The sequence below is a fragment of the Actinomyces sp. HMT897 genome, assembly GCF_016626125.1.
In the GTDB taxonomy this organism is placed as follows: Bacteria; Actinomycetota; Actinomycetes; order Actinomycetales; family Actinomycetaceae; genus Actinomyces.
The window spans coordinates 3010581-3029739 of record NZ_CP067336.1; the positions used below are offsets into that span (position 1 = coordinate 3010581).

Here is a 19159-nt window from a genome sequence, read left to right on the forward strand (position 1 = left end):
GAGACGACGCCCTGGTATACGCCGTCGTGCACCTGGGCGCCTCCCGCCCCGCCCCGTGAGGTGGCTGGGCAGGAGGCGCCCGGTGTGCTGAGATCAGCCCATGGCACGTCGCAGCTCCAAGCGTCCCTACGGTCGGGGCCACGTCCCCCTGGACATGGGGCGCCTGGCCTCCATGCCCCGCACCCAGACCGGCCCGGGCGGGGCCGACTTCACCGTGCGCCGCCTGCGTGGCGGGGACAAGGACTACACCTGTCCCGGCTGCCACCGCACCATCCCGGCCGGTACGCCGCACCTGGTGGCCTGGTCCAACGAGTCCCTCTTCGGGGCCGACCGGGGCCTGGAGGAGCGTCGGCACTGGCACACCTCCTGCTGGGAGCGCCGTCTGTGGTGAGCTCCGCGCGGGTCCGGGTGCCGCCGACCCCGGCGGACCAGGGGTCCGGGCCCTCCCGGTGCGGGGCCGGGGGCCGGAGAAGGTCACCCGGATTCGTTTCTGGCCGTGACGACGGCGCCCGGATGCGACAGACTGGGGGCCATGCCCATCCCCACCCGCCCTCGTGTGGTACTCGACTCCTCCTCCCCTGAGCCCGTCTTCGCCCAGATCTGCGCCGCGATCCGCCGCGAGGTGGAGGTGGGCAGGCTCCTGCCCGGGCAGCGGCTGCCCACGACCCGGGCCCTGGCCGCCGACCTCGACGTCGCCGTCAACACGGTGGCCAAGGCCTACCGCGAGCTCGAGACCGAGGGGATCGTCGAGGGCCGGGGACGCCAGGGGACCTTTGTGGTGGACACCTCCGGCACGGTGCGCCAGCGTGAGGTGCTGCGGTTCGTGACCACGATGAGGAACCTGGGCGTGAGCAAGGAAGAGGCCCAGGCCCTCGTGGAGAGGACCTGGGCCGGGTAGCTCGTGGGGTTGCCCGCAGGCGCGGGGATACGGGAACTAGGGAGCTAGGGAGGCGGGGCGCCAGGACGCTCAGCGGCCCCTGGCTCCAGCTGGCTTCTTGCTGCCCGCAGGCTTCCGGGGGCTGGTGGACTTCCTGGGCCCTGAGGCGGTGGTGGTGGTGGGGACGACCTCGATCTCGGTCGTGGCGGTCTCGCTGTCACCCGCCGGGGCGGGGGACGGTGCGGAGGCGGGGGACGCCGGCTCCTCCGCCTCGCTCTGCTGCTGGCTGCGGGACGCGGGCGCCTGCGGCAGGACGCCGCCGAGCACCCCGCGCATCTCCTCCAGGTAGGTGGTCACGGAGTCGCGCTGGCGCTCCAGCTCAGCCACCTGGCGGGTGGCGGCACCGACCTGCGCCGCGGCGTCGCTGCGGGCGTCCTCCACGATCTCGGCGGCCTCGGCCCGGGCCTGGCTCAGGAGCTGCTCCGCCTGGGCGGTGGCCTCCTCCTGGCGCCCCCGGATCTCGTCGTCGGTGCGGCTGCGTACCCGCTCGGCCCGGGCCAGCGCCTCCTCCAGGCGCGCCTCGGCCTCGGCGGCCTGGGCGTGGGCCTGCTCGGTCATCTCGGCGATACGGGCCCGGGCGGCCTCGTGGGCCTCGGCGTCCTCACGGGCGGCGGCCTCGTGGGCGGCCGCGACCTCCAGGGTCGTCTGCTGGCGCAGCTCGGCGGCCTCGGCCCGGGCGGCGGCGGCCTCCTGGGAGGCCGAGCGTCGCAGGGTCTCCGCCTCACGACGCGCCTCCGACAGGAGGGTCTCCGCCTCCGTACGGGCCCGCTCCAGGGTGGTGTCGGCCTCCTGCTGGGCGGTGGAGCGGACGGACTCGGCCTGGGAGGTGCTGGAGCGGCGCAGCTCCTCGGCCTCGGTCACGGCCGCGTCCCGCGTGGCCGCGGCCTCCTGCTCGGCGGAGACCACCAGCTCGGCGGCCTGCTTCTTGGCCTGGGTCAGCACCAGGGCGGCCTCGCGCTCGGCGGTGGAACGCATCTCGGTGGCGGCCGCGTCGGCGTCGCCGGTGACCTCGGCGGCCTTGCGCTCGGCCGTGGAGACCATCTCCTTGCTGCGCGCCTCGGCGTTGGCCAGGGTGGTCGAGGCCTCGGCCTGGGTGCGGGCGGTCAGCTCGGCGGCCTCGCGACGGGCGTCGGCCACGAGGGTCGCCGCCTCCGATCCCGAGCGCTCGCTCAGTCGCTGGGCGTTGGTGCGCGTCCGGGTCAGGATCGCGTCGGCCTCAGCGTTCGCCTTGGACACGATCGAGGCGCTCTGCTCCTCGGCGCTGCGCAGGAGCTGCTCAATGCGGGAGCCCAGGCCCGCGTAGGAGGGCTTGTCGGCCTCCCGCAGACGCTTCTGGGCCTCAGCCAGCTCCCCGGCGAGCATCATGGCCCGCTGGTCCAGGCTCGCTACCTCACGACGTGCGTCGTTGAGTTGGCGGTTTAGTTTCTCCAGCTTCTGGTCCACCTGCGTACGGTCGTAGCCGCGCATCGCGATGGCGAACTCCGTGTGATCCTCAACCACTCTGGTCTCCTCCCGGTCAGGCTCGTCCGTCCTGTTCGCTCCAAGGGTATCGGTGTCCGCTGCCCGGGGGTAGCCACGATCGGGGACACGCCGGGTCGGGGGCGTCCGCTGAGGGCGCAGGCAGGTGTGATCTTGCCCGAGGTGGCTGCACCGCCGGGGAACGGCGTGGGATCCTGGGGCGCGGTACCCGCGGCAGGAGGCGATCGCCCCGTCCGGTGCCGTCGATGCCCGCAACGCTAGGAGATCCACGTCGTGAACCGACGTCTCATGACCGCGCTGACCGCCGTTCTCGGACTGCTGGTGGTGGCGCTGGCCGTCTGCTCTGCCACAGTGTGGCGTCCGAGCTCCACGGCGCAGGCCACCCTGCCAGGTACGACCGAGCTCCACTACGTCGTCACCCAGCCCGGGGTCCTGGGCCTGGTGGACTCCGACGTGACCATCACCGCCACCGCGGTCAACCCCGACGAGAAGGCCAGCATCGTCATCGGCCACTCGGCCGACGTGCAGGCCTGGCTCGCCCAGGACCCCTACCTGTCGGTGACCGGCCTGAGCGACTGGACCGCCCTGACCTCCACGGAGGTCACCCAGCGCTGCGAGACCCCTGAGACCAGTGCCACACCCGCTCCTGAGGCCACCGAGGGGGCCACCGCCGGGCAGACGGCAGCCCCGTCCGCCACCCCCAGCCCCTCCGCCACGCCAGGGGCGGACGCCACGGCGTCGGGTACCGCCACCGCCCAGCCACCGGCCGTTGACGAGAACGGCTGTACGACGCTGCGCAACTCCGGCGCCGACCCCACCGGCTCGGACCTGTGGGTGACCAGTGCCTCCGACACCGGCCAGACCACCCTGAGCCTGGACGCCACCGACTCCGACCTCGTGGCGCTGGTGTCCACCGACGGCTCCTCCGCCGCCCCGAAGGTGGCCCTGTCCTGGCCGCGCAACGTCTCGACCCCGTGGCTCATCCCGGGCCTGGTGGTGGGCGCCCTGCTCATCCTCCTGGGTGTCTTCGGGTTCCTCGTCGACGTCCAGACCCGTCACGCCGAGGCCCGGCGGCGGGCCCGGGCCGCCGAGCGGGCCGCCCGCATTGCCGCCGCCGACGGGGTGAGCACGGCCGCCCTGCCCCGGGTGGACGACCCCAACCGCGCCCTGACCCGCCGGGAGCTCAGGGAGAAGGCGCGTGCGGAGGCCGCGGGCGAGGAGTGGATGGATCCGCGCACCAGGAAGGTCTACGTCGGCGGCCAGGAGGTGCCGACCATCCCGCAGGCCGACGAGGCGGTCGCCTCCGACGCCGCTGCCGACACCGCGGCCTACGGTGACTACGAGCCCCAGGAGGGCTACGGGGCCCAGCCTCCCGCCCAGGACGCGGGCCAGGAGACGGCTACCTTCCACCCCGTGGACGACGCCGTCACCTACGGCGGCTACGAGCCCCAGGAGGGCTACGGGGCCCAGCCCCCTGCCCAGGACGCGGGCCAGGAGACGGCTACCTTCCACCCCGTGGACGACGCCGTCACCTACGGCGGCTACGAGCCCCAGGAGGGCTACGGGGCCCAGCCCCCTGCCCAGGACGTGGGCCAGGAGACGGCTACCTTCCACCCCGTGGACGACGCCGTCACCTACGGCGGCTACGAGCCCCAGGAGGGCTACGGGGCCCAGCCCCCTGCCCAGGACGTGGGCCAGGAGACGGCTACCTTCCACCCCGTGGACGACGCCGTCACCTACGGCGGCTACGAGCCCCAGGAGGGCTACGGGGCCCAGGAGTACGGGGCCCAGCCTCCCGCCCAGGACGTGGGCCAGGAGACGGCTACCTTCCACCCCGTGGCGGACTCGCCGTCCGGTAACGGGGAGGCCAGCACCAGGCCCTGGGACACCCAGCCGCGGGGCCGTCGTCACGACGAGGAGAACGCATGATGACGTCCCGCCGGTCCTTCCTCGCAGGCGCGGGAGCGGCAGCGCTGGCCACCACGCTGGCCGCCTGCTCCCAGGACGTCCCTAGCGTGCCCACCGCCACCGGCACCTCCACGCCCCTGCCGGTGCTGGACTCCGACCGCCTCACCGAGGCCCTGACCCGGATCCACCAGGGCATTAAGCAGGCCGACGCCTCCAAGGACGCCAACGCCCTGGCCAGCTACCTCACCGGCCCGGCCGAGCGGGTCCGCCAGAAGGAGTACGCGGTCGCCACCGCGGTGGGCGACGACTCCCTGGTCCACGTCCTGCCCGACACCACCCAGGCCGGTGCGGTGGGCCTGACCAAGGACTTCCCCCGCACCGCCATGACGATCACGGAGAAGGACCCCTCCATCGGGGTGCCCTACCTCTACGTCCTCGACCAGGGCACAGCCCGCGACAATATGAGGATGTGGGCCTGGATCCGCCTGTTCGCCGGGGCCAAGGTGCCCGCGACCGCCACGGCCCTCAAGGGGAGCGAGCAGATCGACGCCGACTCCACCGGGCTGGTCGCCACCCCCGCTGAGGTCCTGGCCTCCTACGTGGACGCGCTCAACGACCCCAACGGCGCCAACGGCAAGGCCTTCACCGACGACCCCGTGCGCCAGCGCGTGGCGGCCGACCGGGCCGTGGACGTCACCGCGGCAGGCAGCATCACGGTCACCGCGAGCGCGGGCACCGACGGCTTCCGGGGCGTGCGCACCACTGACGGCGGGGCGATCGTGGTGACCACGCTCAGCTTCAACACCGTCTACAGCCGGACGGTGGCGGGCGGGACGCTCAATGTGGCCGGCTCCGCCGCCAGCCTCCTGGGCGACCCCGCTGTACGCGGCTCGGTCACCATCACCACCGACGTCATGATCGCCTTCTCGGTCCCGGCCCAGGGCTCCGGCAAGACGGCGTCGGCCCTGGGCGGCGACCTGGTCCTGGCCTCAGCGACCCGCGACGACTCCACCTCGCCGGGCTGAGCGCGCCCGGCCACCCGGCCACCCGGCTGTCCGGCCATTCGGCGTGCCCGCCCACCCGGTGCGGCCGGGCGGCGTGCGCAACCCCTGACAAACCACCGCAGAGAGAAGACCTATGAGCATGTTCGGTGCCGTTGACCTGTCCACCCTCGCTCCCAAGGCAGGTGCGTCCGGGGCCCCGGACGCACCCTCCGCGGCACCTGCCGCCTCCCACCGGCCCCCGGACGGGGGCGTCCCCGCGCCCCTGGTCGTGGACGTCACGGCGGGGAACCTGCGGGACGTGGCCGAGGTCTCTACCCAGGTCCCGGTCGTCCTGGTGCTCTACACCCGGCGCTCGGAGCCCTCCACGAAGGTGGCCGCGCTCGCGGAGCGTCTGGTCCAGGACTACGCGGGCCGCTTTGAGCTGGGGCTGGTGGACGTGGACGCCGCACCGGAGGTGGCCCAGGCCCTCCAGGCCACCGCCGTGCCCTGCGCCCTGGCCCTCGTGTCGGGCCAGCCCCTGCCTGTCTTCCAGGGGACGGTTGAGGAGACCCAGCTGCGCGGGCTGCTCGACCGGGTCCTCCAGGTCGCGGCCTCCCACGGCGTCAACGGCCACCTGGCCCTGGACGGGGACGCCGAGGCGGCCCGGGAGCCGGAGGAGACCGAGGTGGAGCGTCAGGCGCGTGAGGCCGTGGAGCGGGGTGACTACGCCGCCGCCGAGGAGGTCTACAAGCACGCCATCGCCCAGGACCCCACCAACGAGTCCCTGCAGGTCGCCCGCGACCAGGTACGACTCATGGCCCGCCTGGACGGCCAGGACCCCCACGCCCTCCTGGCGGCTGCCGACGCCGACCCCGCCGACGTGGAGGCGGCCCTGGCCGGGGCCGACGCCGCCCTGGCCCTGGGGGACGTTGACGCGGCCCTGGGACGTGCCCTGGAGGCGGTGCGCTCCCACCAGGGTGACGAGCGTGAGCGGGCCCGCCTGCGGCTGCTGGAGATCTTCGCCCTGGTCGGCACCACCAGCCCCCGGGTGGCCCGGGCCCGGCGCCAGCTCGCCACCATGCTGTACTGAGGCTCTCGGGCCTCACGGGTGCCGGGCCCGTTCTCACGAGGAACAAGTACCGTTCTCACGACGAACAAGTACCGTTCTCGCGAGGAATAAGTACCGTTCTCACGGCAGGGGCTCACGGGTGCACGGGTGTGGGGCCCGGCACCTCACTAGGGCCCGGCGCCCCCGCCACGCTGGCAGGGGCGCCGGGCCCCTGCCAGGGGCGCCGACGGCAGGGTGTCCGGTAGTCGGCTCAGGCGATCGGCTCGGGGTCGATCCTCCAGACCTCGCGGGCGTAGTCGCTAATGGTGCGGTCCGAGGAGAAGCGTCCCGAGCGGGTGATGTTCACCCAGACCCGGCGCTGCCAGGCGCGGGTGTCGGCGTAGTCGGCGGCCATGGCGTCCTTAGTCTCGCGGTAGGCGCTGAAGTCGCCCAGGACGTAGTAGACGTCGGCGGGCTCGTAGGAGGGCTCCAGGAGGCTGCGACGCAGGTCGGCGAACCAGCCCGAGCCGTTGTCGTCCAGGGTGCCGTCGGTGAGGGCGTCCAGGGCCCGCTTGAGGCCGGGCACGTTCTCGTAGTGCCACACCGGGTTGTAGCTCGCCCGCAGGGCGGGCAGCTCCTCCTCGGTGGCGCCGAAGATGTAGGCGTTGTCCGCCCCGACGGCGTCGAGGATCTCCACGTTGGCGCCGTCGAGCGTGCCCAGGGTCAGGGCGCCGTTCATCATGAACTTCATATTGGAGGTGCCCGACGCCTCCTTGCCGGCCGTGGAGATCTGCTCGGAGACGTCGGCGGCCGGGATAATGTGCTCGGCAGACGAGACATTGTAGTTGTGAACGAAGACGACCTTGAGGGTGCGGGAGACCACCGGGTCGTTGTTGACCAGCTTGGCAATAGTGTTAATGAGCTTAATGATGCCCTTGGCGCGGATGTACCCGGAGGCGGCCTTGGCGCCGAAGATGAAGACCCGCGGCGGGACCACCAGGGAGGGGTCCTGCTTCATGCGGAAGTAGAGGTCCAGGATGTAGATCGCGTTGAGCAGCTGGCGCTTGTACTCGTGGAGGCGCTTGATCTGGACGTCGAAGATGGCGTCGGGGTCGATCTCGACCCCCTCGCGCGTTCTGACCCAGGCGGCGAAGTCCACCTTGTTGGCGTGCTTGACCTCGGCCAGGCGGTCCAGGACGGCGTCGGTGGCGGCGTCGGTGTAGTCGCCCAGGACGGACAGGTCCTTGACCCAGGCGTCCGAGCCGGTGACCTCGTCCAGCAGGGCGGACAGGCGCGGGTTGCACTGGCGCAGCCAGCGGCGCGGGGTGACGCCGTTGGTCTTGTTGTTGAAGCGCTCGGGCCAGATGGCGTGCCAGGGGGCCAGGGTCTCGCGCTTGAGGATCTCGGTGTGGAGGGCGGCCACGCCGTTGATGGAGTAGGAGGCGTAGCAGGCGATCCACGCCATGTGGACCTTGCCGCCGGAGACCGGGGCGATGTAGTCGATGGTGCCCTGGTCCACGCCGCGTCCGGCGAGCTCGGCGCGGAAGCGGCGGTCGATCTCGTAGACGATCTCCAGGATGCGCGGGAAGAGGCGCTCGAAGATGGAGATCTCCCAGGTCTCCAGGGCCTCGGCCAGCACCGTGTGGTTGGTGTAGGCGAAGGTGTGGCTCACCACGTCCCAGGCGGCGTCCCAGCCCAGGTGGTGCTCGTCGATGAGCAGGCGCATGAGCTCGGGGATGGCCAGGACCGGGTGGGTGTCGTTGAGCTGGACGGAGTTGAAGTCGGCGAACCCGCTCAGGTCGTCCCCGTGGTGGGTCACGTAGTTCTCCACGATCTCCTGCAGGGAGGCGGAGCAGAAGAAGTACTGCTGGCGCACCCGCAGGACCTTGCCCTCGTAGGTGGTGTCGTTGGGGTACAGGACGCGGGAGATGTCGGCGGTGCGCTCACGCTCCACAATGGCGTCGGTGAAGCGCTGGGAGTTGAAGGCGTCGTAGTCGAACTCCTCCATCGGCTCCGCCCGCCACAGGCGCAGCGTGTTCACGTTCCTGGTGCCGTAGCCGGTAATGGGCATGTCGTAGGGGATGGCGCGCACGGTCAGGTCGTTGTAGGTGACAATGCGCTGGGCCTCCTCACGACGGATGACAAAGGGGTAGCCCTCCTCCATCCAGGGGTCGGGGTGCTCGGTCTGGAAGCCGTCGGAGAAGAGCTGCTTGAACAGCCCGTAGCGGTACAGGATGCCGTAGCCGGCCACCGGCAGGTCCAGGGTGGCGCAGGAGTCCAGGAAACAGGCGGCCAGGCGTCCCAGGCCCCCGTTGCCCAGGGCGGCGTCGGGCTCCTGCTCCAGGATCTCGGAGAGGTTCTGGCCGAAGGCGCCCACGGCCTCCTGGGCCTGCCGGACCAGGCCCAGGTTGGTGAGGTTGTTGAGCAGGGCACGTCCCATGAGGAACTCGGCGGAGAAGTAGTGCTCCATGCGGCCGGCGCGGTAGCGCTGGTCGGTGGTGTACCAGTTGTCCGCGATGGCGTCCACGACGGCGGCGGACAGGCCCTGCCAGACCTCCATCTGGGTCGAGGCCTCGGCGGGGTGACCAGAGACGGACCGCACCGCGGAGGGGACGGTCGTCACCAGGTTCTGCGTCATACTTGCTTCCTTTGTCGGTTATGCGGTGGCCGGTTGCCAAGGAACTGAGCAACGGCTGAAACAACGTGCGTCACCAGGAGGGCACAGGCATGGGCTGCGGGGCCCAGACGCGCACCCCTGCGAGTCGTTCCTCAGCGTACCGGCTGTTCTCGGGGCCCGCATGCCGACAGCGGCCAGCTGGCTCCTGGTGGGGGCGGGTGCGCCGGCCCCTGTCCTAAAGGCGCCCGCCTGTAGAGTGGGGTCATGAGTCAGGTGCCTGTATCCGCCCGCCCGGATCCGGCCGGGCCTGCCCTGGCCTCCCGGCCCGTGCCTGGCTGGCTCCGGGACTGCTACCGCTGCCAGATCCCGCTGCTGGTTATCTGGCCGCTCATGCCTTCCTTTGGGCGCATGCTCCTGGGCTCCGGGGGGTGGATGACCCTGTTCGCGCTGTTCTATATGCTCCCCTTCCTGCTGTGCGCCCACGGGCTCATCCTCGTCCTGACCCGGGCCCGGGCCCGCCGGGTGGGCTGCGACGCCATGGGGGCGGTCACCGGCGCCTTCTACCTGGTCTACGTCGTCTCCTTCTTCGTCCTGTGCCTGGCCATGCCCGACGCCTCCGACGCCGGTGCGACCCCCTCGGTCCTGGGCTGGGCCGGGCTGAGCGCCTCCGTGAGCGACGGCATCGCCTTTGCCGCCCTCATCCTCAGCGCCGTCTGCCTGGCGGGGTGCCTGGTGGCGGCCGTCACCGGGCTGGTCCTGGCGGTCCGCCACGGGAGCCACACCACAGCCCCCGGGCGTCTCCCGCCGCGAGACGCCCGGGGGTAGGTGCCATACTGGGCGGCGTGACTGACACGATCTCCCTTGGTATCCCTGCCGTCCGTGAAGTCCGCCCCGTCCTCGGAGAACGCCGGCCCACCCGCCGCATCCAGGTCGGTGACGTGGCCGTAGGGGGCGGGGCCCCCGTCTCCGTTCAGTCCATGACCACCACCAAGACCCACGACATCGGCTCCACCCTCCAGCAGATCGCCGAGCTCACCGCCGCCGGCTGCGACATCGTGCGCGTGGCCTGCCCCACGGACAAGGACGCCGCCGCCCTGCCGGTCATTGCCAAGCAGTCGCGCATCCCGGTGATCGCCGACATCCACTTCAACCCCAAGTACGTCTTCGCCGCCATTAAGGCCGGCTGCGGGGCGGTGCGCGTCAACCCCGGCAATATCCGCAAGTTCGACGACCAGGTCGCCGCCATCTGCAAGGCCGCCTCCGACCACGGGGTCTCCCTGCGCATCGGCGTCAACGCCGGCTCCCTGGACCGGCGCCTGCTCAAGAAGTACGGCAAGGCCACTCCCGAGGCCCTGGTGGAGTCCGCCACCTGGGAGGCCGGCCTGTTCGAGGAGAACGACTTCCACGACTTCAAGATCTCCGTCAAGCACCACGACGTGGTCACCATGGTCCAGGCCTACCGGCTCCTGAGCGAGAAGGGCGACTGGCCCCTGCACCTGGGGGTCACCGAGGCCGGCCCCGCCTTCCAGGGCACCATCAAGTCCGCGGCGGCCTTCGGCACCCTCCTGGCCGAGGGGATCGGCGACACCATCCGCGTGTCCCTGTCCGCCCCACCGGTGGAGGAGGTCAAGGTCGGCACCAAGCTCCTGGAGTTCATGGGCCTGCGCGAGCGCAAGCTGGAGATCGTCTCCTGCCCCTCGTGCGGGCGCGCCCAGGTGGACGTGTGGACCCTGGCGGAGTCCGTCGAGGACGGGCTCAAGGACATTACCGCCCCCCTGCGCGTGGCCGTCATGGGGTGCGTCGTCAACGGCCCCGGTGAGGCCCGGGAGGCCGACCTGGGCTGCGCCTCGGGCAACGGCAAGGGCCAGATCTTCGTGGCGGGCAAGGTGGTGGAGACCGTCCCGGAGAGCCAGGTGGTCGAGACCCTCCTGCGGCACGCCCGGGAGATGGCCGACCAGATGAGGGACGAGCTCGGCGAGGAGGCCCTGGAGGGCACCCGTCCGCAGGTCGTGCCCGTCTGAGGCAGACGGTGGCCGACGGGGGCGGGAGCCCACGTCCCCTCCCGGCGCCTAGGACCGCCCCCGTGCTCCGACGCAACCGCCGCATTACCGCCGTCCCGCCCGACCGGCGTGAGGGCCTGGTGCGTCTGTGCGCCCTCGACCCCGTCGAGGGGGTCTCCCTGGCCCACCAGCTCACCCGCTGGGAGAGGTGGGGCCGGGGGGACGTCGTGGTGACCGGCACCCTGGACGCCCCCACCGCCGGGGCGTGGGCCACCGGCTCCCTCATGGTCTACGGCCTGGCCCCCCGCCCCGGCCTCGGGCACGCCGGCGCCGACCCGCAGGACGTACGGGCCCTGGCTGACCACGCCCGGGGCCGCATGGTGCGGCGGGGTGCGGTCTCCGGCCCGCGGAGGGACGTCGAGGCCGTCTGGGGGCCGCTGTCCGAGGCGGGCCTGACGGCCCGTGAGGCCCGCTGGAACCAGCCGCTCCTCCTGGCGCCCCGTGCCGCCGAGGGGCTCCTGGCCGCCCAGCTGCGGCGTCGGCCCCACCTGGGGTGGGTCGGGGCGGGGACCCGGGCCGCGGTCCCGGCTGAGGACGCCCTGGTCCAGCCCGCCGCCGCCGCCATGTTCCGCGAGGAGGTCGGCTACGACCCGGCCTGCTCGGGCCGTGCCTTCGCCCGGCACATCTCCTGGCTCGTGGGCAGCGGACGCGGCTACGTCCTGCTTGACGACGGCCAGGGCGGCCCCGCGGTCCCGGGGGACCCTGCCGCGGTGGCCTTCAAGGCCGACGTGGGCAGCCTGTGGCGCTCGCCCTCCGGGGCCGTGGCCCAGCTCACCGGGGTGTGGACCCGGCCGGACCTGCGTGGGCGGGGTATTGGGACGGTGGCCCTGGCGGCGGTGGTGGACGCGGTGCGCGCCGACCACGTGGGGCCTGACGGGGTGGTGAGCCTGTACGCCAACGACTTCAACGCCCCGGCCCTGGGGCTGTACCGGTCCCTGGGGTTCACCCGGCACGGCACCTTCGCCACGATCCTGCTGTAAGGCCCCCACGCGCCCTCCGGGGTCTGGCCCGGGGGTGGAGACGGCGTCCAGGCCGCAGGCCCTCCGGGGCCCTGGCCTAGGCGCGCCCGTGCTCCACCGGGCCCACCACCGTCATCGACCTCACCCCTGGCCCGGGCGCGCCTATAAGGCCCCGCACGCCCTGGCCCGGGCACCGGACGGGCCCCTTACCCGCCAGTGGCGCACAGCACATGGCACCCTCGGGGGAACTCGCATAGCATCACCCGACGTGCGCGATATCCCTGAATCCGCCTCCAATGACACGGGGCGTCATAATATTGAGGTCTGGAACGACCTCGTCTCACCCAGAGACCTTGTCATCTGCCTGCTGGTCGCGGCCGCCTGTACCGTCGCCGCGGTGCTCATCTCCTCCAGGGTCGGCGGGCAGCCACTTTTCTGGGGGCTGGGGGCCTCGGTCGTCGGATTCACCGTGAACTGCTTCCTCGTGGCCCCCAAGCGTGAGGTCACTATTGTCGACGAGGTGCCCGATACCGGTGACGACGCCGGTCAGGGCGCGGGCGAGGACGGTGCCAGGTGACCGTCGACCTCGTCCTCCTCATGCTGGCGGCCGTTCTCGGCGCCGTCGCCCTGTACACCTTTATCGGCTTTATCCCCGGTACCGACGAGACCAGCGTCCTCGCCCCCGTCACCCTGGCCCTGGTGCTCTCCGGGGCCCCGCCGCAGGTGGTGCTCTCCTTCTTTGTCTCGGCGGTCGTCACGCTCAACCTCATGAACGGCATACCCACGGCTCTGGTGGGGCTGCCCGGTGGCGTGATGTCGGCGCCGCTGATGGAGCACTCCGTGCTCCTGCGCAACCGGGGACTGGCCTCGGACACCATTAGGAAGATGGCGGTCGGCTCCGCCATCGGGACCCTGGTCTCCATCCCCCTGAGCTTCGCCCTGGCGGGCCTGATCGCACGCTTCGCCGAGCCCATTAAGTCCCAGGCCCCTCTTATCCTCGCGGCCTGCGCGGTGCTCCTGGCGCTGCTCGGGAGGAACCGGATCCTGGCGCTGGTGGCGATCGTCCCCATGGCGCTCATGTTCGAGGCCCTGCCCGCCCTCTACCACGCGACCCACATTATCCCCGCTGACAAGAAGGTGAGTATCTCCTTCTTCCTGGGGATCACGGTGGGCCCCATGCTCGTCACCCTGCTCGAGCTGCTCAACCCCAGGCGCCGTGAGGCCCTTCCGCACGGGGACCGCACCAGGACGGCGCTCCTGCGCTCCGGCTTCCGCTCCCAGGCGCTCATGCCCGGCAACCTGGTCACCCGCTCCGAGGGCTGGTGGAGCACCGCCATGGCGGCGCTCTCCACACCCCTGTTCATGCTCAGTCCCGTGGGCCTGACCTTCCTGCTGGGGGAGGCCTCGGTGGCACGCATGAAGGACGACCCGGTGCGCCGCTCCCAGCGCGCCGTGACCGTCATGAGCGCCCTGACGCACTCGACCTACCTGGCCGGTGTCATTATCCCGCTGGTCGCGCTGGGCTTCCCCGTCTCGGGCGTGTCCGCCGGGCCCGCGATGCCGCTGTTCGAGGCGCCGCCCGTATACGACCTGGAGGGGCACAACAACCTGCACTACCAGCTGCACATGCCCGGCTTTGTCGGGGCGGTGGCCCTGGGCGCGCTCGTCGCCGTGGTCATCACCTACGTCATCGCGGTGCGCTGGTCCTCCCAGATCACCTACTTCGTGACCCGGCGCGTCCCGCACGAGGCGGTGCTCGCCCTGTTCACGGCGTTCATTATGCTGCTGGCCTACATTGACGCGGGCATCCCCAACGTCTTCGGGGTGCTGATCATCGGCGTGGCGTGCGGGGCGCTCAACCGCCTGGGGGTCAACTACGGCGTGCAGTTCATGACGCTCTACGCCGCCCCCGGCATAGTCAAGGCGCTGGCCTCCCTGGCCTGATCCCCGACCACTTCCGGCGACGTACCTTGAGCGTCGGGGACGTACCTTAAAGGTACGTCCCCGACGCTCAAGGTACGTCCCCGTTGTCTGTGCGGCCCCTAGCCCGAGCGGCGGGCGAGGCGGTCCAGGTCCGCCCCCAGCAGGCGCGCCTGCTCGGCGGTGCGGCCCGTGACCAGCACGTCCGTGCGGCGCAGGGCCCTGACGTCGGGCGCCCCCAGCAGGGTCATGAGGGTGCGCACGTGCTCGGTCCACGTCCTCAGCTCCTGCTCCAGCCCGTGGGCGCCGCGGCCGGACAGGGTGCGCAGGAAGTGCCCTGAGACGCCCACGGCGTGAGCGCCCAGGGCCAGGCAGCGCACCACGTCCAGGGGGTTGCGCACGCCCCCCGAGGCCAGCACCGGCAGCCTCGGATCCTCGCCACCGAGCACCTCCAGGAGGCACAGCGCCGTCGGCTGCCCCCAGCCGCTCAGGTAGGAGTAGTCCTGGTCGGGACGCCGGGCGTTCTCAATGGCGATGAAATCCGTGCCCCCGGCGCCGGCCACGTCCACCGCGTCCACGCCGCACCCCGCCAGGGTCTCCACGGTGCGCCGGGAGAGCCCGAACCCCACCTCCTTGACCACCACCGGCACGTCCACGGCCGCGGCGATGTCGGCCACGCCCCGGGACCAGTGGCGCAGGTCCCGGTCGCCCTCGGGCATGACCAGCTCCTGGGCCGCGTTGAGGTGGACCTGCAGGGCGTCGGCCCCGATCATCTCCACGGCGCGCACCGCCTGCTCCGGGCTGACCGTGGGGCCCACGTTGGCCAGGACGAAGGCGTGCGGGGCCTCGCGCCGGATGACCTCGAAGCCGTCGGCGCACCCCGGATCCCTTAAGGCCACGTGCTGGGAGCCGCAGGCGATCGCCACGCCGGCCGCGGCGGCCCCCCGGGCCAGGTCGGCGTTGACCCGGGCCGTGGCCGGGGTGCCCCCGGTCATGGCGTTGACGTAGAAGGGGACCGGCCAGGGGGAGCCGCACACGCTCGTGCTGACGTCGACCTCCCGGGTGCTGGCCGCGGGCAGGGCGTGGTGGACGAAGGACACATCGTCAAAGGCGTTGGGGCGGTCCGTCCGGTGCAGGCGCAGGGCCAGCTCCAAGTGCTCGTCCTTGCGGCTGGCGTGCTCCCGCCTGGTGGGCCGGCTCACGGTGCGTCCTCGGGGCGTGAGTAGACCGACAGGTCCAGGGGCCGGATGCCGGCCGCCTCCCAGGCCGAGCACATGCCGGGCACGTCCGTACCCGGCAGGCACAGGGCGATACCGCAGTCCCCGCCCCCGGCGCCGGAGCCCTTGGCCGCGGCCCCGTGCTCCTGGGCGACCTCCACCAGACGCCGCAGCCGGGGGGTCTCAATGGCGATCCCGCTGGTGGCGCCCAGTCGGGTCAGGAGGTGGCGGCTGCGCCCGATCTGCTGCCTGACCTGCCGGGAGTCGTCCTCCTCCAGGGCCCTCACCAGGGCGTCCAGGCAGCTCTCGGAGTCACGCAGGAACGCGCTGTAGGCGGCGTCGTCGGCCCCGCCGCGGGCACGGGCCCGGACGCCGGCCACCAGCTGGGGGGTGGAGGCGGGGGTGCCGGTCCAGCCCACGCGCAGGGAGGGTCTTGGCGGGTCCAGGCGGCGGATGAGCAGGTGCGGCCAGGGGGAGCGCACCAGGTCGCCCACGCTGGTGCGCTCACGTACCTCGTGCAGCCACCGGCGGTCGGGGGAGGTGTAGCTGACCCACCCGGTGAAGGCGCTGGCCGCGATGTCGCCCCCCGAGCCGACGGGCTGCACGGCCTCGCTGGCCAGCACGGCCAGCTTGTAGACGGCCAGGTCGTCCAGGGGCAGGTCGTAGAACCCGGCCACGGCACGCACCGTGGCCACGGTCACCGCCGCGGAGGACCCCAGGCCGAGCTTGCGCCCGTCGGGCTCGGCCAGCTCGCTGTGCACGTCCAGGTCGAAGAAGCGCAGCTCCCCGCCGCCCTCGCGCACCAACTGCTCCACGTGGCGGATCGCCGAGACCACGTAGTCGTTGGACTGCCGCTCGACCACCACCGTGCCGTCGGGGCTGCGGTACCAGGTCAGGTAGCGGGTCTCGTACAGGGCGGAGGTAATGCGCCCGGTGTGCTCGGCGGGGGTGACGCGCACCGTGATGAAACGGTCCACCGCCACCAGCAGCGCCTGGTGCCCGGGCTCGACGACGGCGTACTCCCCGGCGATGTAGAGCTTGCCGGGCGCGCTCCGGCGGATCACGGGCGGGCCCCCTCCACGCGCACGCCCCCTCCTGGGTACCTGACCCACACGTCCGCGTCGGTCAGGCGCTCCCTCAGGGCCGCGGCCACCTGCTCGGCGCTGCTCCCCCGGGTGAGGACCTTCACGTTGGGGCCGGCGTCAATGGTGGCCCAGGCGGGCAGGCCGGCCTCACGCAGGTCGCGGACGGCCTGGAGCGCCTGGAGGGTGCGCGGCAGCCAGTACACGACGGCGGGGCGCGCGGCGATCATGGTGGCGTGCATGCCCAGGGCGTTGGCCTCGACCACCTGGCCCAGGCCCTCCAGGTCGCCGTCGCGCACCGCCTCCAGCGCGGCGCCCAGGTCCCGGCCACTGGCCTCCACCCAGGCGGGGTAGAGTGGTGAGGTGTCCACGGTGCGGCGCATGGCCACCGTGCTGGGGACGGGCTTGTGCCCCGCGCAGAGCACGAGCACGACCATGGCCAGGTCCGTCCGGCAGGTGACGGGCTCGGCGTAGGAGGTGGCGTCGTCGGTGCCCGCGTTCCACAGCACCAGGGGGCCGAAGACCGAGCGCGCCGCCGAGCCGGAGCCGCGTCGGGCCAGCCGGGACAGGGCGCGGTCGTCAAGGTCCATGCCCGCCGCCCGGGAGGCGGCCGCGGCCAGGGCGGCGAACCCCGCCGCGGAGCTGGCCAGGCCGGCCGCCAGCGGCACCGTGCTGGTGGAGGTCACGGTGGCGGGCGCCGTGACGCCCGAGCGGGCCCGCACCAGGTCCAGGAAGCGGGTCACCCGCCCCAGCGCCGTCCCGGCCAGGCGGGCGCCGTCCACGCTCACCGCGTCCGCCCCGTCCGCCCCGCCGTCAAAGGAGACCGTGGTGGTGGTCCGGGTGGCGTCCAGGGTCAGGGACAGGCTGGAGGTGGTGGGGATCCGCAGCGACTCGTCCGCCTTGCCCCAGTACTTGATCAGGGCGATATTGGCGTTCGCGCTGGCGGTGGCGGTGGGCGTCACGCGGCCACCTCGCTGGTGCGCATCCGGTAGGCCCAGGTGGCGGGCGCACCGGCGTGCCCCAGGGCGGAGCGGACGCGCTCGGCGTCCTGGTCGCCGGCCAGGGCGATGACGCAGCCGCCCAGGCCCCCTCCGGTGAGCTTGGCGCCCAGCGCCCCGGCGGCGCGGGCGGCACCGGTGAGGTGGTCCAGGACCGGCAGGCTCAGGCCGAGCTCGGCGAGCACGTCGTGCGCCTGGTCCATGGCCGCCCCCAGGGCGGGGGCGTCACCCCGGTCCATGGCCGTGATCCCCGTGTGCGCCAGCGCGCCCAGGCTGGCGATGAGAGGGCCGATGCCCTGGGGGTCCTGCTCGTAGCGCCAGCGCAGGCCGCCCACGGCCTGGCGGGTGGAGCCGTGGACGCCGGAGTCGGCGATGAGCAGGTAGGCGTGGTCGATGTGCTGGCTGAGCTGGTGCATCTGCCCGCCCTGGAAGCGTATGGGGGCGGGGGAGCAGGTGGCCGCCGCGTCCAGCCCCGAGGGCCGGCCGTGGGCGACCTTCTCGGCCGTCTGCGTGAGCGCGAACAGCTCCTCGCGGGAGGCCTGACGCCCGCAGGCGTCCAGGACCGCGCGGATGACGGCGCCCGCGGCGGCCGCCGAGGACCCCAGCCCGCGCTCGTGGGGGAAGTCGCTGTGGGTGGTGACCTCAAAGGACTGCCCCAGGCACCCGGAGAACTCGCGGGCCGCCTCGAAGGCGCGCACGACACAGGCGAACCGGGGGCCGCTGGCGTCCATGGGCCCGTGGTAGCCCAGGCTGTGCAGCTGTGAGGGGCCGGGCACGGGGGTGGCCGTGGCCCGCATCCGCAGGTCGTGCAGGGGCACGGCGACGGCGGGGTGGCCGTAGACCACGGAGTGCTCGCCCAGGAGGATGGCCTTGGCCCAGGTCCGGCCATGTCCCTCACGGGCGGGGGAGTGGGGTTCCATGTCTTTATTCCTTGCCTGTGGCCCAGGGGTGCGGGGAGGCCGGGCCGGGTAGGGACGCGTGCTGCACCGCGGGCCGGGTGGCGCTGGTGCCGTGGCCCCGTCGTGTCCTCAAGGCGCCCTTATCGGAGCGGAGCTCCTGAGGCCCTTACGGTTCCACGCCAGAGCGGGGCCGAGCGTATCAGTCCCGTTTGCCCGCCCACAAGTAGTGGGCGTCACCTGCCCGGGGTGCCCCGGTGCGGGTGCCCTGAGGCTGGCGCCGTCGCGCGGCTGGCGAGTGGCGCGCCGCTGGCGGGAGCGGCGCGACGTCTCGGTGCGGCGGTTGCAGGGGGCGCCGGTTGCCGGGAGGCCGTCGGGCTGCGGGTATGGTGGCGGGCGAGACCAGCCGTCGGCGCCCCGCGCGGATCCGCCGTGCGGACGCCGTATCCGTGTTCCGGAGGAAGAGGACAGCATGGGTGAGCTCATTGGGATGATCGTCTTCGGGGGCCTCATTGGCGCCCTGGCCCGCCTGTTCATGAGGGGCAAGCAGGACATCTCGGTCGTGTGGACCATTGCACTGGGGTGCGTGGGGGCCTTCGTCGGCGGCTGGGTGTCAGGGCTGCTCGGTGTCGCCTCGACCCCCGGCATTGACTGGATCCGCTGGATCCTGTCCGTCCTCGCGGCCATGGCCGCGATCTCCGTCTACCTCGGCGCCACCGGCCGCAGGTAGCAGAGGCGCCTGCAACGGGCGCGGGCGCAGGTGGGCCCGCGGCGAGGCCGAGCCCGCGCTCCAGGACGACGCCGGCCCTGCTCGTCACGGTTCTGTTGGCATTGGCGCCGGCTTCGCCGAACGCATTCGGTCCTCGGTCCAGTACGACGGGTCCTCGCTGGGAACCGTGTGGTAGGCGATCTCCGTCTCCTCCGAGGGCGATACCACCGGGATATCGTGCCAACGGAGTACGAGGAGGGCGACGACCAGGGCCGCCACCATGACCAGCAGCGTCGTGACCGCCAGGGGCAGCCGTGAGCCGTCCTGCATTTCTATTCCTACTCTG

The 19159-nt window shown here is 72.5% G+C and carries 18 protein-coding genes; 11 read left to right on the plus strand and 7 right to left on the minus strand.

What is annotated here, in order from left to right; genetic code table 11:
- Positions 1 to 100: 100 nt before the first annotated feature.
- Positions 101 to 391, plus strand: coding sequence for a hypothetical protein (locus tag JJJ15_RS11675; protein WP_246742059.1), 291 nt, complete (start codon positions 101 to 103; stop codon positions 389 to 391).
- A gap of 141 nt (positions 392 to 532) precedes the next feature.
- Positions 533 to 898: a GntR family transcriptional regulator gene (locus JJJ15_RS11680; protein WP_200510855.1), complete on the plus strand. Its 366-nt coding sequence runs from the start codon at positions 533 to 535 to the stop codon at positions 896 to 898.
- Positions 899 to 967: 69 nt separating this feature from the next.
- On the opposite strand, the gene JJJ15_RS11685 is transcribed toward JJJ15_RS11680, so the two are convergent.
- Positions 968 to 2437, minus strand: coding sequence for a DivIVA domain-containing protein (locus JJJ15_RS11685; protein WP_200510856.1), 1470 nt, complete (start codon positions 2435 to 2437; stop codon positions 968 to 970).
- A 252-nt stretch (positions 2438 to 2689) separates the two neighbouring features.
- On the opposite strand from JJJ15_RS11685, the gene JJJ15_RS11690 reads away from it, so the two are divergent.
- From JJJ15_RS11690 to JJJ15_RS11700, 3 genes are all read left to right on the plus strand, one after another.
- Entirely contained in the window at positions 2690 to 4345 is a 1656-nt protein-coding gene (locus JJJ15_RS11690; protein WP_200510857.1) for a hypothetical protein, read from the plus strand.
- Positions 4342 to 5349 carry a twin-arginine translocation signal domain-containing protein gene (locus JJJ15_RS11695; RefSeq protein ID WP_200510858.1) on the plus strand — a complete coding sequence of 336 codons (1008 nt, stop codon included), beginning with the start codon at positions 4342 to 4344 and terminating at the stop codon, positions 5347 to 5349. The genes JJJ15_RS11690 and JJJ15_RS11695 overlap by 4 nt, the downstream gene beginning before the upstream one ends.
- A 112-nt stretch (positions 5350 to 5461) precedes the next feature.
- Positions 5462 to 6397, plus strand: a complete 936-nt coding sequence (locus tag JJJ15_RS11700; protein WP_200510859.1) for a tetratricopeptide repeat protein — start codon at positions 5462 to 5464, stop codon at positions 6395 to 6397.
- A gap of 229 nt (positions 6398 to 6626) precedes the next feature.
- Here the strand turns inward: JJJ15_RS11700 and JJJ15_RS11705 are convergent, their stop codons facing one another.
- Complete coding sequence (locus JJJ15_RS11705; RefSeq protein ID WP_200510860.1) at positions 6627 to 8993, minus strand: glycogen/starch/alpha-glucan phosphorylase; 2367 nt, start codon at positions 8991 to 8993, stop codon at positions 6627 to 6629.
- Positions 8994 to 9236: 243 nt separating this feature from the next.
- Here JJJ15_RS11705 and JJJ15_RS11710 point away from each other — a divergent pair, with 243 nt between their 5' ends.
- The 5 genes from JJJ15_RS11710 to JJJ15_RS11730 all read left to right on the plus strand — a co-directional run bounded on the left by JJJ15_RS11710 (position 9237) and on the right by JJJ15_RS11730 (position 13935).
- Positions 9237 to 9797, plus strand: a complete 561-nt coding sequence (locus JJJ15_RS11710) for a hypothetical protein (protein WP_200510861.1) — start codon at positions 9237 to 9239, stop codon at positions 9795 to 9797.
- A 17-nt stretch (positions 9798 to 9814) separates the two neighbouring features.
- Positions 9815 to 10993 (plus strand): flavodoxin-dependent (E)-4-hydroxy-3-methylbut-2-enyl-diphosphate synthase, encoded by a 1179-nt coding sequence (gene ispG, locus JJJ15_RS11715; RefSeq protein ID WP_106108802.1) that lies wholly within the window; start codon positions 9815 to 9817, stop codon positions 10991 to 10993.
- Between the two features lie 62 nt (positions 10994 to 11055).
- Complete coding sequence (locus JJJ15_RS11720) at positions 11056 to 12012, plus strand: GNAT family N-acetyltransferase (protein WP_246742060.1); 957 nt, start codon at positions 11056 to 11058, stop codon at positions 12010 to 12012.
- A gap of 247 nt (positions 12013 to 12259) precedes the next feature.
- Entirely contained in the window at positions 12260 to 12568 is a 309-nt protein-coding gene (locus tag JJJ15_RS11725; protein WP_106108803.1) for a hypothetical protein, read from the plus strand.
- Complete coding sequence (locus tag JJJ15_RS11730; RefSeq protein WP_200510862.1) at positions 12565 to 13935, plus strand: tripartite tricarboxylate transporter permease; 1371 nt, start codon at positions 12565 to 12567, stop codon at positions 13933 to 13935. Before JJJ15_RS11725 ends, JJJ15_RS11730 begins: the two co-directional genes overlap by 4 nt.
- A gap of 98 nt (positions 13936 to 14033) precedes the next feature.
- Here JJJ15_RS11730 and fni read toward each other — a convergent pair whose 3' ends face one another.
- Genes fni through mvk form a run of 4 tightly spaced genes read right to left on the minus strand, consistent with a single transcriptional unit; the run spans position 14034 to position 18128 of the window.
- A complete protein-coding gene (gene fni, locus JJJ15_RS11735; RefSeq protein WP_200510863.1) occupies positions 14034 to 15113 on the minus strand; it encodes a type 2 isopentenyl-diphosphate Delta-isomerase in 1080 nt (359 codons plus the stop codon).
- A complete protein-coding gene (locus JJJ15_RS11740; RefSeq protein ID WP_200510864.1) occupies positions 15110 to 16192 on the minus strand; it encodes a phosphomevalonate kinase in 1083 nt (360 codons plus the stop codon). Before JJJ15_RS11740 ends, fni begins: the two co-directional genes overlap by 4 nt.
- The gene (gene mvaD, locus JJJ15_RS11745; protein WP_106108807.1) at positions 16189 to 17172 is read right to left on the minus strand and encodes a diphosphomevalonate decarboxylase; all 984 of its coding nucleotides are present in this window, start codon (positions 17170 to 17172) and stop codon (positions 16189 to 16191) included. The genes JJJ15_RS11740 and mvaD overlap by 4 nt, the downstream gene beginning before the upstream one ends.
- Positions 17169 to 18128, minus strand: coding sequence for a mevalonate kinase (gene mvk / locus JJJ15_RS11750; protein ID WP_200510865.1), 960 nt, complete (start codon positions 18126 to 18128; stop codon positions 17169 to 17171). Before mvk ends, mvaD begins: the two co-directional genes overlap by 4 nt.
- Positions 18129 to 18576: 448 nt before the next feature.
- Here mvk and JJJ15_RS11755 point away from each other — a divergent pair, with 448 nt between their 5' ends.
- Complete coding sequence (locus JJJ15_RS11755; protein WP_106108809.1) at positions 18577 to 18834, plus strand: GlsB/YeaQ/YmgE family stress response membrane protein; 258 nt, start codon at positions 18577 to 18579, stop codon at positions 18832 to 18834.
- Positions 18835 to 18918: 84 nt separating this feature from the next.
- Here JJJ15_RS11755 and JJJ15_RS11760 read toward each other — a convergent pair whose 3' ends face one another.
- Entirely contained in the window at positions 18919 to 19143 is a 225-nt protein-coding gene (locus JJJ15_RS11760) for a hypothetical protein (RefSeq protein WP_200510866.1), read from the minus strand.
- Positions 19144 to 19159 lie beyond the last annotated feature (16 nt).